The organism is Erwinia sp. Leaf53, from assembly GCF_001422605.1.
GTDB lineage: Bacteria > Pseudomonadota > Gammaproteobacteria > Enterobacterales > Enterobacteriaceae > Erwinia.
Genome location: NZ_LMLK01000012.1, coordinates 201,229 through 214,132, shown reverse-complemented (window position 1 = coordinate 214,132; position 12,904 = coordinate 201,229). Strand labels below are relative to the sequence as shown.

Genomic DNA, 12,904 nt, shown 5'->3' with positions numbered 1-12,904 from the left:
CTTTTATTTTGCCCGGGCGGCGATCGCACCGCCCGCCGCAAAGCGGCTTACAGAATTTCCAGCAGCTCGACTTCAAATACCAGGGTGCTGAACGGCGGGATCGAGGCACCGGCGCCGCGCTCGCCGTAGGCGAGGTTGTGTGGGATCACCAGCTGCCATTTAGAACCGACCGGCATCAGGGTCAGCGCTTCGATCCAGCCTGGGATCACGCCGCTCACCGGGAACTCAGCCGGCTCGCCGCGCTGTACGGAACTGTCGAACACGCTGCCGTCGATCAGTTTACCGGTGTAGTGCACGCGCACGCGGTCCTGACGGGACGGGATCGCACCTTCACCCTGGGTCAGCACGCTGAACTGCAGACCGGTTTCGGTGCTGTTCACGCCTTCACGCTGGGCGTTCTCTTCGAGGAATTTCTGACCTTCTACGGCCAGCGCCTGCTGGCGCTCGCTGCGCACCACTTCTGCACGCTCGTGGACTTCGCGCAGCGCACGGTGTACCACGTCAACCGGGACAGCAGGAGCATTCCCTTCCAGCGCGTCGCGCAGGCCCGCTAACAGCGCTTCGGGCTGCAGACCCTGCAGGCCGGATTCCTGTAACTGCTGACCGACCTGTAAGCCGATACCGTAACTTGCTTGCGCTTCAACACTGTCAAAAGAAGGGGTAGACATGAATTTTCCTTTCATCATTGATAAAAACCAGCCCGAAGCATAACAGCGCAGCGAACGGGCGTAAAATCTCATCTTCCGCAGGTGACTTTTGTACCGGAAAAAGAAACAATATCATTACCAATTTTAAGCCTTGCCTGATTGTCGCCGGGCAAAAAATCCGATCTGATGCGAAATGCGTGAAAAAACGCGTCGTGTGAGATGAAGATGACCAACAAAGTTTCCCGGCCAAGAGTGGTTCAGCTACAGTGTACTCAGAGGTATTAATGGGCCAGATTGCCCGCAGGAAACGCAGGAGCCCGCCGCTTGCCGCTTCCTGGTTGAAGATCAGCACGATCAAAAACTCACTGACTGCGCGTTTTTCGCGTCAGAAGGAGAACGACATGCCAGGAGCATTCCGCGCGCTGCGCGCCCCCGAATGGCTGATCCGGCTCTGGCACCTGCCGGATCGGATCAGCTGGATGGATCCGCTGCCACTACCGCACCGTCGCGGCATTATCATTGCCGTGCTGGTGATTTTACTGGCCTTTTTATGGCCGTCCGCCGCACCGCAGCGCGCGGTGGAAACCCCGTTACAGAACGGCTCCGCGCCGCGAGAGGTGCCGCTGCAGGCTACGATCGAAGGCGATTTAAACGCCCCGGCCACCGCCCAGCGTGATACTCAGGGGCAGTGGAGCAGCTACACTATCTCTTCCGGCCAGACGCTGGCACAGCTGTTCCGCGACAATAATCTGCCGGTCAACGACGTGTTTTCGATGGCACAGGTAGAGGGGGCGGATCGTCCGCTGAGTACCTTACGTAGCGGTCAGCAGGTCAAAATTCGTCAGAACGCGCAGGGGGTGGTGAACGGCTTAACGCTGCAGGGGGCCAGCGGTGAGATCCTGTTTACCCGTCAGCCGGACGGCAGTTTTATCCGGGCACAGTAACCGGCGCATCGCCGCCGGCAGCAGGAAGAACGCCCGCTGCCGGCAGAAATAAAAACGCCGGCGCGAGGCCGGCGTTTTTACTGCGCTGGGAGCAATTACGCGCCAGCGACTACTTTCACGATCAGCTTAGCGAAGACTTCGCTGTGAACCTGGAAGTCCACTTCGTGCTCACCGGTAGTACGCAGAACGCCGTTCGGCAGACGAACTTCGCTCTTAGCCACTTCAACGCCAGCTGCAGTTACAGCGTCAGCGATGTCGCGGGTACCGATAGAACCGAACAGCCGGCCTTCGTCGCCTGCTTTAGACACGATGGTAACGGTGCCCAGTGCACTGATGGTCTCAGCACGTGCGTTAGCTGCAGACAGAACGTCAGCCAGTTTGGCTTCCAGTTCTGCACGGCGGCCTTCGAAGAACTCAACGTTTTTCTTGGTAGCAGGAACAGCTTTGCCCTGTGGTACCAGGAAGTTACGAGCGTAGCCCGCTTTAACGTTGACCTGGTCGCCCAGGGTTCCCAGGTTTGCTACTTTATCAAGCAGAATAACTTGCATTACCTTATCCTCTTTAAGTCGTTAATAGACGGCGGCCGTATTACTGATGACGATCAGTATATGGCAGCAGGGACAGGTAGCGGGCGCGCTTGATGCAGCGAGCCAGCTGGCGCTGGTATTTTGCACGAGTACCGGTAATACGGCTCGGGACAATTTTACCGCTTTCGGTAATGTAGTTTTTCAGCGTAGCGATGTCTTTGTAATCAATCTCTACAACGCCTTCCGCGGTGAAACGGCAGAACTTGCGACGACGGAAATAACGTGCCATTAGGCTAGTCTCCAGAATCTATCAATTCAATCTGCTCGGCATGCAGTACCATTTTGTTCAGACCGTTGCGCCCTTGATGGCTGCAAATAAAGCCCTGAACGGTAAGCTGCGTACCGACCGTTATACTTTGAGTAATGGCCTGATGGGCTTTGCCGCTGATAATCACCGGCATCCGGCACCAGGCCTGCCGGTTAAAACCGGCTTCCACCTGTTCAGAACGGTGCTCAAGCACGAACTGACAGTGTGGAATTCCTGACGGGCTTATTTTTCGCACTGGCGTCTTGCACACGGTACCAGACAGCATCAGGCGATTGACCGTCACGGACAATTACTCTTCAGAATCCCCAGCATCTGCATCATCAGAGGTTTCGTTAACGAAATCTTCACGACGCTCACGGCGCTCGTCTTTCGCTTTAACCATCGGAGATGCTTCAGTTACGGCGTGCTTAACGCGCATAACCATGCTGCGGATAACGGCGTCGTTGAAGCGGAAGTTAGTTTCCAGCTCATCGATCGCTTCCTGCGGGGCTTCCACGTTCAGCAGAACGTAGTGAGCTTTGTGCAGTTTGTTGATCGGGTAAGCCAGCTGACGGCGGCCCCAGTCTTCCAGGCGGTGGATCGTACCCTGAGCACCAGTGATGGTTGCAGAGTAACGCTCGATCATGCCAGGAACCTGTTCGCTCTGGTCAGGATGAACCATAAAAACGATTTCGTAATGACGCATCGTATTTTGCTCCTTACGGATTATTCAGCCTCCTGTCAGGGTCAACCGTGGCCCATGGAAGCAAGGAACGTGTTTGTGAACGGCTGAAAAATTGACGCGTAATCATACTGGCGATAGGGGGTTAACTCAAGGTAAAGATCGAAGAAGCCGTAAATAACTCGCGCGCGGCGCAAGGCGAGCGGATGCGAATGCAGATTAACAGGAGATCGCTACGGCAGACCCGCCCGTAACAGGCCCCGGCCAGGCCGGCAGGGGCGCTCAACCGGTTGCGCAAGACAGGGTTAACCCGGCATCACGCAGGCGGGGCCAGTACGCCATCAGATCGGTACTGGCCCCGCCGGACGATTACAGGTGATGCGTAAAGAACGCTGTCAGCGCCGTCAGCGCCGGAGGCGTGATGCGATGCCCGATGCCGGTTTCGGTCAGATACGTCAGGTTATCGTTCAGACCGGCCTCGCGCAGATCTTTCTCCAGCCGCACGCTTTCGGCAACCGGCACCACCTCATCAGCATCGCCGTGCCACACCAGCAGCGGGCGACTGGCAATCTTCGCCAGCTGATGGCTGACCTCGTACTCCGCCAGCGGGGCCAGCCGGGCGGCCAGCTGCGCCTTTTGTTCCGGCGAGCGGGCCACCAGCGGCGGGAACAGCGTCTGCCCCAGCTGGCTGAAGTAGCCGGAGCCCATCAGGCTGGCACCGCTGGTCAGCTGCGGATAACGCGCCAGCGCCCCCAGCGCGGTCATACCGCCCTGCGACGCCCCGGCGACCGCCAGCCGGCTGCCCGCGATCAGCTGCTGCTCACGCAGCGCCTGCTCAATCTGCGGCAGTTCATCGATATTGCTGCGCAGGATCTCCCAGAAATGGCTGAGCCGGTGCTCTGTATCACCGTTATAGCGTGAGCCATGTTGATCGGCATCAGGCAGGATGGCGCGGAAACCGGCCTGCGCCAGCGCCACCGCGAAGTAAGCATAAACCTCTTTGGAGGAGGTAAAACCATGATAAAACAGAACCGTCGGCAGCGGTTGTTCACGCTTACCGGCCGGCGCAGCATGCAGGCACTCGATGCCCGCGAAGGTTTCGGTATTCAACTCAATCATCGGCTCTCCTGGTAAAATCAGCCGCGGCAGCAAGCGGCAATGTAAAACGCGACAACGCGACAACGCGACAACGCGACAACGCGACAACGCGACAACGCGACAACGCGACAACGCGACAACGCGACAACGCTCAACAGTGTAAGCGGGATAAATTAATCCTGCGCACAGAAACGTCCAGGGTAAACCCGATTATTTTTCATATCCATAGCCTAAACTTAAACAAAAGATGAGGAGAGTGGGTCAACTATGCGCAACGTCCTTCTGATTACCGCGCTGCTGCTCGGCGGCTGCAGCGTATTCACCACCACGCCGCAGCCACCGCCGCCGCCAACCGGCCAGCCGCAGGAGATCAACCGTGCGCAGAGCGCTGGCCTGAGCAGAATCGGCAGCACCACCGTCACCGTGCGCGGCTCACCGGATGACGCCGAACGGGCGCTGGCCGCTAAAGCGCAGGCGGCGGGGGCAACGTATTATCAGATTCAGTTAGTAAGAGAGACGGTCGCACCTGGCATGTGGTACGCCTCGGCGCTGCTGTATCGCCCGGCGGAAGGCGTGCAGTAACGCGGGTCGGCAGACAGAGGATAAACGGGGCGCGAACGCGCCCCGGAATACTTATTTCGCGCGCTGACGTACCGCTTCAAACAGACAGACGCCGGTGGCGACCGAAACGTTAAGCGAGGAGACGCTGCCCGCCATCGGAATGCTGATCAGTTCGTCACAGTGCTCGCGGGTCAGGCGACGCATGCCTTCACCCTCGGCACCCATCACCAGCGCCAGCGGGCCGGTCATTTTGCTCTGATAGACGTCGTGATCGGCTTCCCCTGCGGTGCCGACGATCCATACGTTGGCTTCCTGCAGCACGCGCATGGTGCGCGCCAGGTTAGTCACACGGATCAGCGGAATATGCTCCGCCGCGCCGCTGGCCACTTTTTTAGCCGTCGCGTTAAGCGCCGCAGAACGATCCTTCGGCACGATGATCGCGTGTACGCCGGCCGCATCCGCGCTGCGCATGCAGGCGCCGAGGTTGTGCGGATCGGTAACGCCGTCGAGGATCAGCAGGAACGGATTCTCCAGGCTGGCCAGCAGGTCCGGGATATCCCCTTCCTGATACTGACGCCCCGGCTTCACGCGGGCAATGATGCCCTGGTGGGACGCCTCTTCGGATTTGTTATCCAGCACCTGCTTGCTCGCCACCTGGATGACGATGCCCTGCGCTTCCAGCGCCTTTACCAGCGTGGTCAGGCGGCGGTCATCGCGGCCCTTCTGGATAAACACTTCCTGGAAACGCTGCGGATCGCTGTCCAGCAGCGCCTGCACGGCGTGAATACCAAATACAATTTCACTCATCTCATCAATCCGGTGGTTCGTTAATTATGCTGCCGGGGCGCAGACAAGCTGCGCCCCGGACGTTAAGAGCAACGGGCGACACGCGCCGCCCGGCAGGCGCTACTGCTCGCTGCCGCTGTTTTTCTTGCTGCGTTTTGCCCGGGTGGCTGCAGCAATTTTGCGGGTTTTATCAGACGGTTTGCGCGGCTTTTTCTCCGCTTTATCACCCGGCGCGGCTGCCTGCTCTTTCGGCGCACGGGCGCTGCTGTCACGCTCGGCACTGGCACCTTTACGCGGCGCACGACGGCGGCTGCCGCTGTTTTTCGCACCGCCACGCTTCTCACGCTCGCGCTCGGTTTTACCTTCGCCACGTGGTTTACGGGCGCTGGAGATCAGCGCAAAGTCGATTTTGCGCTCGTCCATATGCACCGCGTTAACCCGTACTTCAACCGTATCGCCGAGGCGATAGCTGCGCCCGCCGGATTCGCCGATCAGGCGCTGGCCGACGGCGTCAAACCGGTAGTAGTCATTATCCAGCGAGGAGACGTGCACCAGGCCATCGATAAACAGGTCGTTCAGGCGCACGAAGAAGCCAAAACCGGTCACGCTGGAGATCACGCCGGTAAAGGCTTCGCCGACCTGGTCCTGCATAAAGTCACACTTCAGCCAGTCCGCTACGTCGCGGGTGGCTTCATCCGCCCGGCGTTCGGTCATCGAACAGTGCTGGCCGAAATGCAGCATCTGCTGCAGATCGTAGTGGTAGCCACCGGTCGGCGTGGTGTTGGCCTCACTGCCGTTCTCTTTTGCCAGCAGGTACTTAATCGCACGGTGCAGCAGCAGGTCCGGGTAGCGGCGGATGGGTGAAGTGAAGTGGGCGTAGGAGGCCAGCGCCAGGCCGAAGTGGCCACGGTTTTCCGGATCGTACACCGCCTGCTTCATTGAGCGCAGCAGCATGGTCTGCAGCATTTCGTGATCCGGACGGCCGGCGATCTGCTTCAGCAGGTCGGCGTAGTCCAGCGGCTGTGGCTTCGTTCCACCCGGCAGCGTCAGGCCCAGCTCGTTCAGCACCGAGCGGAAGCTCTTGATGTTCTCATCGCTTGGGCGATCGTGGTCGCGGAACAGCGCCGGTTCGTTGTTCTTCTCAACAAAGCGCGCCGAGGCGATGTTCGCCAGGATCATGCACTCTTCAATCAGCTTGTGGGCATCGTTACGCGCCACCAGCTCAACGCGCTCGATGCGGCGATCGGCGTTGAAGACAAACTTGGCTTCATCCGTTTCGAACGAGATGCCGCCGCGCTGCTCGCGGGATTTCTCCAGCGCCAGGTACATGCGGTGCAGTTCTTCCAGGTCCTGTACCAGCGGCTCGTACTGCTGACGCAGCTCCTGATTGCCCTGCAGGATGTTCCACACCTTGTTGTAGGTCAGGCGGGCAAAGGAGTTCATTACCGCTTCGTAGTGCTTGTAGCCGGTCAGCTTACCGGTAGACGAGATAGTCATCTCGCACACCATACACAGGCGGTCTACTTCCGGGTTCAGCGAGCACAGGCCGTTAGACAGCACTTCCGGCAGCATCGGTACCACCTGTGAAGGGAAGTAGACCGAGGTGCCGCGGTTGACCGCTTCATCATCCAGCGGAGTCCCCGGGCGCACGTAGTAGCTGACGTCAGCAATCGCTACCCACAGCCGCCAGCCGCCGCCGCGTTTACGTTCGCAGAACACTGCGTCATCGAAGTCACGGGCGTCTTCGCCGTCGATGGTCACCAGCGGCAGGTCGCGCAGGTCAACACGACCGCGTTTCGCCTCTTCCGGCACCTCTTCGCTCAGGCCGGCAATCTGTTTTTCCAGCGCTTCCGGCCAGACGTGCGGAATATCATGGGTGCGCAGCGCCATATCGACGGCCATGCTGGTGCCCATATTGTCGCCCAGCACTTCCACCACTTTACCGACGGCTTTGCTGCGGCGGGTCGGACGCTGGGTCAGCTCCACCACCACCACATAACCCATGCGCGCGCCCATCAGCTCTTCGGCCGGCACCAGGATATCGAAGCTCAGGCGGCTGTCGTCCGGGACTACAAAGCCCACACCGCTCTCGGTGAAGTAGCGACCAACGATCTGGCCATTGCGCGGCTCAACCACGCGCACCATACGTGCTTCACGGCGGCCCTTGCGGTCGGCGCCCATCGCCTGCGCGAGGATCACGTCGCCATGCATACACATTTTCATCTGTTCGGCAGAGAGGTAGAGATCGTCCTTGCTGCCTTCAATACGCAGGAAGCCAAAGCCGTCGCGGTGGCCGATCACTTTGCCTTTCAGCAGGTCGAGGCGTTCCGGCAGCGCGTAGCACTGGCGGCGGGTAAACACCAGCTGACCATCGCGTTCCATGGCGCGCAGGCGGCGGCGCAGCGCTTCAGTCTGCTCCTCGCCGCTAATGGCGAGTTCGTCTGCCAGCTCTTCACGGCTGGCCGGGCTCGTCCGTTTATCCAGATGAGCAAGAATAAATTCGCGGCTGGGAATCGGGTTTTCGTATTTCTCAGCTTCGCGGTCCTGAAAAGGATCTTTTGACATCGAGGTTCCTCCGTTGTCAGCTGCTGAGTGAAGGTCGTTCAGTCAGCAAAATTTTGTAGAGCGGATGGTTGTCTTCAACCAGATCGGCCAGAGTGTAATTATCCAGTTCGCGCAGAAAACTCTGCACGGCGTCATACAGCGCCTTCTTCAGGCGGCAGGCGGAGGTAATATGGCAAAACTCCACGCTGCAGTTGACCAGCTGCAGTGGCTCCATATCGCGCACCACCTGGCCGACAACGATATCGCTGGCTGGTTTACCCAGACGAATACCGCCGTTTTTACCCCGCACGGCAGCGACATAACCGTTACGGCTAAGTTGATTGATAACTTTGACCATATGATTACGCGACACGCCGTAGGTGTCGGTAACTTCGCTAATGCTGGTCATCTTCCCCTCCGGCAGAGAGGCAAGGAAGATCAGCGCGCGTAAACCGTAATCGGTGAAGCTGGTTAGCTGCACAGTGACCTCAGAGAGACAGCCTGAACTCATGCCGTCATCCGCTTAAAACAGGAATTAACAATGATAATAAACCAGCCACTGCTAAAGCGGGCTATTTTATTTATTGCGGGAAAAATCATGGTGGCACAGCAGACGGGAACGGCAGGAAACCGGTGCGGGAACGGCAGGAAACCGGTGCGGGAGAATAACTGACCGGGCAATGCCCGGCCAGTATACACGTCATCCTTCAAGCTGCCTCTGCGTTGGCTGCTCTCGTTCACCCCAGTCACATAGTTTTCTATGTTCCCGGGGATTCACTCCTTTGCCGCCTTGATGCATCTTGAATGATTTTGTGTAGAGCATAATTATGCGTCAAACGGGTCGCGCAGAATCATGGTTTCGCTACGGTCAGGTCCGGTTGAGATAATATCAATCGGCACACCGGTCACTTCTTCAACGCGCTTGATGTAGTCCAGCGCAGCCTGCGGCAGACCTTCCAGCGTTTTCACGCCGAAGGTGGTCTCAGACCAGCCAGGCAGGGTTTCGTAAATCGGCTCAATGCCTTCCCAGCCTTCTGCTGCCAGCGGCGTGGTAGTCACTTCACGGCCGTCAGGCATACGGTAAGCCACACAGATCTTAACCTCTTTCAGGCCATCCAGCACGTCCAGTTTGGTCATGCAGAAACCTGACAGGGAGTTGATCTGTACGGCGCGGCGCACGGCAACCGCATCCAGCCAGCCGGTACGACGACGGCGGCCGGTGGTAGCGCCGAACTCGTTACCCTGCTTGCAGAGGAACTCGCCGGTTTCGTCGAACAGTTCGGTCGGGAACGGGCCTGCACCCACGCGGGTAGAGTAGGCTTTGACGATACCCAGCACGTAGTCAACGTAACGCGGACCGATACCGGAACCGGTCGCTACGCCACCGGCGGTGGTGTTAGACGAGGTGACATACGGATAGGTACCGTGGTCGATGTCCAGCAGGGTGCCCTGGGCGCCTTCGAACATGATCAGGTCACCGCGCTGACGCGCACCGTCCAGCACTTCTGAAACGTCAACCACCATACCGGTGAGGATATCGGCAATCGCCAGCGTATCCGCCAGCACTTTGTCGTAATCCACCGCATCGGTTTTGTAGTAGTTAACCAGCGCGAAGTTATGGTATTCCATCACTTCTTTCAGCTTCTGTGCGAAGGTCTCTTTGTTGAACAGATCGCCAACGCGCAGGCCACGACGGGCCACTTTATCTTCGTAAGCCGGGCCGATACCACGACCGGTGGTGCCGATCGCTTTCGCGCCACGCGCTTTCTCACGTGCCACGTCCAGCGCCACGTGATATTCCAGAATCAGCGGGCAGGCTTCAGAAATGAACAGACGCTCACGTACCGGGAAGCCGCGATCTTCCAGACCTTTCATCTCTTTCATCAGCGCAGCCGGAGACAGCACCACACCGTTGCCGATGATGCTGGTGACGTTTTCACGCAGAATGCCTGATGGAATTAAATGGAGGACGGTTTTCTCACCGTTGATGACTAGCGTATGGCCAGCGTTATGGCCGCCCTGATAGCGCACTACGTATTTAGCACGTTCCGTCAGGAGGTCAACGATCTTACCTTTACCTTCGTCACCCCATTGGGTGCCCAGTACGACAACGTTCTTACCCATTTCTCAAAATCACCGATTGCTTAAAAATGGATTCTACCATCGTCATTTTCGTCTTTCAGCTGTTTTAGCATACGATTGCGTACTTTTTTGCCGGAGCCGCGCCACAGCGCGCTACAGCTCACACTTAACCGCCGTTGCCCCGGCTGACCATGTAGAAAATTACGGCCCCGGCCACCGCCAGCCCGCCGCCAATACGCCGCAGTAAACTGTCAGGCAGCTGTGCCATCGACAGGATCATCCGCCGCCACAGGCGCGGTACCAGCATCGGCCCCAGTCCTTCCAGCACCAGTACCAGCCCCACCGCCATCCATACCGCTGTATTCATTGAAATGCGTCTCGTAGGTTCACATGATGAGTGGCGAATGTCGCCCATAAAAAAAGGCCGGAAAATCCGGCCTCTGGCAGTCACAGCAAAGGATTAGCGGGCGGTAGCGGACGGATTCTTCATAAAGCGGAAGAAGTCACTGTCAGGGCTCATCACCATCACGTCCTGATTGCTCTTAAAGCTGTTTTCATAGGCGCGCAGGCTACGGATGAAAGCGTAGAAATCCGGATCCTGGCTAAAGGCGTTGGCAAACAGCTTGGCCGCTTCCGCATCACCTTCACCCTGAGTGATCAGCGCCTGACGACGGGCCTCAGCCAGCGTGCGCTCAACCTCGTAATCGGCCTGAGCACGAACCTTGGCCGCTTCTTCCGCACCCTGGGCGCGCTGACTACGCGCGACGGACTCACGCTCGGCACGCATACGGGCATAGATCGCGTCGGAGACTTCGGTCGGCAGGTTGATCTGCTTGATCCGCACGTCCACCACCTGAATACCCAGCGCGGCCATACTGTTCGGGTTGATCGACGGCTCGTTGCCGGTGGTTTCACGCTCTACGCGCGCCGCCACTGAGGCAATCGCATCATCCGCTGCCGGCGTGGCAACTTCATCATCCTGACCGGCACTACCGGTGTTCAGCGCATCACGCACGTCGGTGGTCAGACGGCCGCGGGAATCGGTGACGATATCCTTCACGTCCAGACGGCCAATCTCAGAACGCAGACGGTCACTGAACTTACGCTTCAGCAGCACTTCGGCCTGAGAAACATCACCACCGCCGGTGGCGAGGTAGTAACGGCTGAAGTCGCTGATCCGCCATTTGATGTAGGAATCGACGATCAGATCTTTCTTCTCTTTGGTCACGAAGCGGTCGGCCTGGTTATCCATGGTCTGGATACGGGCGTCGAGGGTCTTCACTGACTCAAGGAACGGGATCTTGAAGTGCAGGCCCGGTGCATACACCAGCGGCTTGTTCTCATCGTCACGCAGAACTTTGCCGAAGCGCATCACGATGCCACGCTGCCCTTCCTGAACCACAAACAGTGACGCGTACAGCACCACCAGCACAACAATCAATAATACGATTAATGGCTTACGCATCGTTTACTCTCTCCCTTCGCGCTGGGTATCGGTACGCTGAGCGTTCACCCGGCGCTGATCCATAATGTCGTCCGGACTGAACGACGTACTGCCCGTGGCGCGATCGTTACTGCCTGAAGATGTCGGCAGACGAGACAGGGGGTTGCTCCCTTCGCGACTGCTGGTCGCTCCGCCGGCCTGTCCACGCATCAGTTGATCCAGCGGCAGCACCATCAGGCTGTTGCCTTTATCGTTAACCAGCACCTTGCGGGTGTGGCCAAGCACGCGTTCCATGGTCTCGATATAGAGACGCTCACGGGTAATCTGCGGTGCCGCTTTGTATTCCGGCAGAATACGCGCAAAGCTGTCGACTTCACCCTGCGCTTCCAGCGTTACGCGGGACTTGTAAGCACGGGCTTTTTCGAGAATACCCTGCGCATCACCACGCGCACGCGGCAGCTTATCGTTGGCGTAGGCTTCCGCTTCACGGACTGCCTGCTCGCGGTTTTCACGCGCGGCGATCGCATCATCGAAGGAGGCCTTCACATCTTCCGGTGGACGCGCGGTCTGGAAGTTGACGTCCAGCAGGGTGATACCCATATCGTACGGGCGCACGGTCTCTTCCAGCTCACGCTGGGTTTCGCTACGCACCACGGTACGCCCTTCGGTCAGGATACGATCCATCGTTGAGCGGCCAATCACGCCGCGCAGCGCGCTGTCGGTGGCCTGACGCAGGCTGTCGTCTGCGCTGGTGACGGCGAACAGATAGCGTTCCGGGTTAGTGACGCGGTACTGCACGTTCATCTCAACGCGGACCACGTTCTCATCGGAGGTCAGCATGGTGCCGGAAGCTGACAGCTCGCGTACCGCCTCTACGTTCACCGCGCGAACCTGGTCGATAAAGGTCGGCTTCCAGTTAAGGCCCGGCTCAACCAGATGGCTGAACTTACCAAAGCGTGTCACCACGCCACGTTCTGCTTCTTTGATGGTGTAGAAACCGCTGGCGGCCCAAATCACCACCGCCGCAACGCCGACAATCCCGACCAGACGCCCGCCGTTACCCGGCCTGCGCTGACCACCGTCACCGTTATCACTATTCTTGTTACCACCGCCCAGGCCACCGAGCTTGCTGCTCAGCTTACGGAAGATATCATCAAGATCGGGAGGCCCCTTATCGCGCCCTCCCTTATTTCCCCCAGAGTTGCCGCCTTGATTATTGCTGCTTCCCCACGGGTCGCGGTCCTGTCCGTTATTCCCGGGCTGATTCCACGCCATGTTTATA

At 58.5% G+C, this 12,904-nt stretch carries 16 protein-coding genes; 2 read left to right on the top strand and 14 right to left on the bottom strand.

The window, feature by feature from the left end; all coding sequences use genetic code 11:
* Positions 1-47 precede the first annotated feature (47 nt).
* Positions 48-668 carry an FKBP-type peptidyl-prolyl cis-trans isomerase gene (gene fklB / locus ASF13_RS09760; RefSeq protein ID WP_056235443.1) on the bottom strand — a complete coding sequence of 207 codons (621 nt, stop codon included), beginning with the start codon at positions 666-668 and terminating at the stop codon, positions 48-50.
* Positions 649-999: a hypothetical protein gene (locus ASF13_RS24655; RefSeq protein WP_162237188.1), complete on the bottom strand. Its 351-nt coding sequence runs from the start codon at positions 997-999 to the stop codon at positions 649-651. Before ASF13_RS24655 ends, fklB begins: the two co-directional genes overlap by 20 nt.
* Before the next feature lie 49 nt (positions 1,000-1,048).
* On the opposite strand from ASF13_RS24655, the gene ASF13_RS09755 reads away from it, so the two are divergent.
* The gene (locus tag ASF13_RS09755) at positions 1,049-1,591 is read left to right on the top strand and encodes a LysM-like peptidoglycan-binding domain-containing protein (protein WP_056236366.1); all 543 of its coding nucleotides are present in this window, start codon (positions 1,049-1,051) and stop codon (positions 1,589-1,591) included.
* A gap of 95 nt (positions 1,592-1,686) precedes the next feature.
* Here ASF13_RS09755 and rplI read toward each other — a convergent pair whose 3' ends face one another.
* From rplI to yjfP, 5 genes are all read right to left on the bottom strand, one after another.
* The gene (rplI, locus tag ASF13_RS09750) at positions 1,687-2,139 is read right to left on the bottom strand and encodes a 50S ribosomal protein L9 (protein WP_056235441.1); all 453 of its coding nucleotides are present in this window, start codon (positions 2,137-2,139) and stop codon (positions 1,687-1,689) included.
* 40 nt (positions 2,140-2,179) lie between these two features.
* Positions 2,180-2,407, bottom strand: a complete 228-nt coding sequence (gene rpsR / locus ASF13_RS09745) for a 30S ribosomal protein S18 (RefSeq protein WP_002210155.1) — start codon at positions 2,405-2,407, stop codon at positions 2,180-2,182.
* 4 nt (positions 2,408-2,411) lie between these two features.
* Positions 2,412-2,729, bottom strand: coding sequence for a primosomal replication protein N (gene priB / locus ASF13_RS09740; protein WP_056236364.1), 318 nt, complete (start codon positions 2,727-2,729; stop codon positions 2,412-2,414).
* 6 nt (positions 2,730-2,735) lie between these two features.
* Entirely contained in the window at positions 2,736-3,131 is a 396-nt protein-coding gene (rpsF, locus tag ASF13_RS09735; protein WP_056235438.1) for a 30S ribosomal protein S6, read from the bottom strand.
* 345 nt (positions 3,132-3,476) lie between these two features.
* Positions 3,477-4,226, bottom strand: a complete 750-nt coding sequence (gene yjfP, locus ASF13_RS09730) for an esterase (RefSeq protein ID WP_056235435.1) — start codon at positions 4,224-4,226, stop codon at positions 3,477-3,479.
* 246 nt (positions 4,227-4,472) lie between these two features.
* Here yjfP and bsmA point away from each other — a divergent pair, with 246 nt between their 5' ends.
* Positions 4,473-4,787 carry a biofilm peroxide resistance protein BsmA gene (bsmA, locus tag ASF13_RS09725; protein WP_056235432.1) on the top strand — a complete coding sequence of 105 codons (315 nt, stop codon included), beginning with the start codon at positions 4,473-4,475 and terminating at the stop codon, positions 4,785-4,787.
* A 51-nt stretch (positions 4,788-4,838) separates the two neighbouring features.
* Here bsmA and rlmB read toward each other — a convergent pair whose 3' ends face one another.
* From rlmB to hflK, 7 genes are all read right to left on the bottom strand, one after another.
* Positions 4,839-5,573, bottom strand: a complete 735-nt coding sequence (gene rlmB / locus ASF13_RS09720; protein WP_056235428.1) for a 23S rRNA (guanosine(2251)-2'-O)-methyltransferase RlmB — start codon at positions 5,571-5,573, stop codon at positions 4,839-4,841.
* Between the two features lie 99 nt (positions 5,574-5,672).
* Complete coding sequence (rnr, locus tag ASF13_RS09715) at positions 5,673-8,117, bottom strand: ribonuclease R (protein ID WP_056235425.1); 2,445 nt, start codon at positions 8,115-8,117, stop codon at positions 5,673-5,675.
* A gap of 16 nt (positions 8,118-8,133) precedes the next feature.
* On the bottom strand, positions 8,134-8,577 hold the full coding sequence (nsrR, locus tag ASF13_RS09710; RefSeq protein WP_056235422.1) for a nitric oxide-sensing transcriptional repressor NsrR: 444 nt from the start codon (positions 8,575-8,577) through the stop codon (positions 8,134-8,136).
* A 344-nt stretch (positions 8,578-8,921) separates the two neighbouring features.
* Positions 8,922-10,220 carry an adenylosuccinate synthase gene (locus ASF13_RS09705; RefSeq protein ID WP_056235418.1) on the bottom strand — a complete coding sequence of 433 codons (1,299 nt, stop codon included), beginning with the start codon at positions 10,218-10,220 and terminating at the stop codon, positions 8,922-8,924.
* Positions 10,221-10,344: 124 nt separating this feature from the next.
* Positions 10,345-10,545 carry a DUF2065 domain-containing protein gene (locus ASF13_RS09700; RefSeq protein WP_056235415.1) on the bottom strand — a complete coding sequence of 67 codons (201 nt, stop codon included), beginning with the start codon at positions 10,543-10,545 and terminating at the stop codon, positions 10,345-10,347.
* Positions 10,546-10,638: 93 nt separating this feature from the next.
* On the bottom strand, positions 10,639-11,643 hold the full coding sequence (hflC, locus tag ASF13_RS09695) for a protease modulator HflC (protein ID WP_056235413.1): 1,005 nt from the start codon (positions 11,641-11,643) through the stop codon (positions 10,639-10,641).
* Positions 11,644-11,646: 3 nt separating this feature from the next.
* Positions 11,647-12,897: an FtsH protease activity modulator HflK gene (hflK, locus tag ASF13_RS09690; protein ID WP_056235410.1), complete on the bottom strand. Its 1,251-nt coding sequence runs from the start codon at positions 12,895-12,897 to the stop codon at positions 11,647-11,649.
* Between the last annotated feature and the right edge of the window lie 7 nt (positions 12,898-12,904).

Excerpts from the sequence above, each read along its gene's own strand:
- fklB (WP_056235443.1), bottom strand. The coding sequence starts at position 668 with ATGTCTACCCCTTCTTTTGACAGTGTTGAAGCGCAAGCAAGTTACGGT.
- ASF13_RS09755 (WP_056236366.1), top strand. The coding sequence starts at position 1,049 with ATGCCAGGAGCATTCCGCGCGCTGCGCGCCCCCGAATGGCTGATCCGG.
- rplI (WP_056235441.1), bottom strand. The coding sequence starts at position 2,139 with ATGCAAGTTATTCTGCTTGATAAAGTAGCAAACCTGGGAACCCTGGGC.
- rpsR (WP_002210155.1), bottom strand. The coding sequence starts at position 2,407 with ATGGCACGTTATTTCCGTCGTCGCAAGTTCTGCCGTTTCACCGCGGAA.
- rpsF (WP_056235438.1), bottom strand. The coding sequence starts at position 3,131 with ATGCGTCATTACGAAATCGTTTTTATGGTTCATCCTGACCAGAGCGAA.
- yjfP (WP_056235435.1), bottom strand. The coding sequence starts at position 4,226 with ATGATTGAGTTGAATACCGAAACCTTCGCGGGCATCGAGTGCCTGCAT.
- bsmA (WP_056235432.1), top strand. The coding sequence starts at position 4,473 with ATGCGCAACGTCCTTCTGATTACCGCGCTGCTGCTCGGCGGCTGCAGC.
- rlmB (WP_056235428.1), bottom strand. The coding sequence starts at position 5,573 with ATGAGTGAAATTGTATTTGGTATTCACGCCGTGCAGGCGCTGCTGGAC.
- rnr (WP_056235425.1), bottom strand. The coding sequence starts at position 8,117 with ATGTCAAAAGATCCTTTTCAGGACCGCGAAGCTGAGAAATACGAAAAC.
- ASF13_RS09705 (WP_056235418.1), bottom strand. The coding sequence starts at position 10,220 with ATGGGTAAGAACGTTGTCGTACTGGGCACCCAATGGGGTGACGAAGGT.
- ASF13_RS09700 (WP_056235415.1), bottom strand. The coding sequence starts at position 10,545 with ATGAATACAGCGGTATGGATGGCGGTGGGGCTGGTACTGGTGCTGGAA.
- hflC (WP_056235413.1), bottom strand. The coding sequence starts at position 11,643 with ATGCGTAAGCCATTAATCGTATTATTGATTGTTGTGCTGGTGGTGCTG.
- hflK (WP_056235410.1), bottom strand. The coding sequence starts at position 12,897 with ATGGCGTGGAATCAGCCCGGGAATAACGGACAGGACCGCGACCCGTGG.